Consider the following 607-nt stretch of genomic DNA (forward strand, 5'->3'; position numbering starts at 1 on the left):
GGCTAAATCAATGGTTATTAACAGGGTAAAGTTAATAAAAAAGGAGGCATAAAAAATTAATTAAAAATTATACCTCATTTTCTTTTTTTATTCCAAAAAGAATTGCAACTTTGCAGCCCTAAAAACGATGTAAAATTCGTTATTGATGACCCTTCGGGGCGTAGCGTAGTCCGGTCATCGCGCCTGGTTTGGGACCAGGAGGTCGCAGGTTCGAATCCTGCCGCCCCGACTTACAAATTTAGGGTGCGTAGCTCAGCTGGATAGAGCATCTGCCTTCTAAGCAGACGGTCAAAGGTTCGAATCCTTTCGCGCTCACTTAAAGACTTACTGGAAACAGTGAGTCTTTTTTGTTTTTTATTTACCCTCAAACAACCAATGATTAATCAAATTGGATAGACCATCCCGATTTCAATCGGGACGGTCAAAGGTTCGAATCCTTTCGCGCTCACTTAAAGACTTACTGGAAACAGTGAGTCTTTTTTGTTTTTATTTACTCTTAAACAATCACTAATTAATCAGTTTGAATAGAGTATCCGATTTCTTCGAATCCTTTTGATTATACAAAAAGCCTCACAATAAAAATTGAGAGGCTCTTTTTATTTACACA

2 tRNA genes are annotated in these 607 nt (G+C 38.1%); both read left to right on the forward strand.

Going from position 1 to position 607, the window contains the following annotated elements:
• Positions 1–154 precede the first annotated feature (154 nt).
• Positions 155–229 (forward strand) — tRNA-Pro (locus REB14_RS13490).
• A 12-nt stretch (positions 230–241) separates the two neighbouring features.
• Positions 242–315, forward strand: a tRNA-Arg gene (locus REB14_RS13495).
• Positions 316–607: the final 292 nt, after the last annotated feature.

This window comes from Chryseobacterium metallicongregator, assembly GCF_031324065.1.
GTDB classification, from domain to species: Bacteria; Bacteroidota; Bacteroidia; order Flavobacteriales; family Weeksellaceae; genus Chryseobacterium; species Chryseobacterium metallicongregator.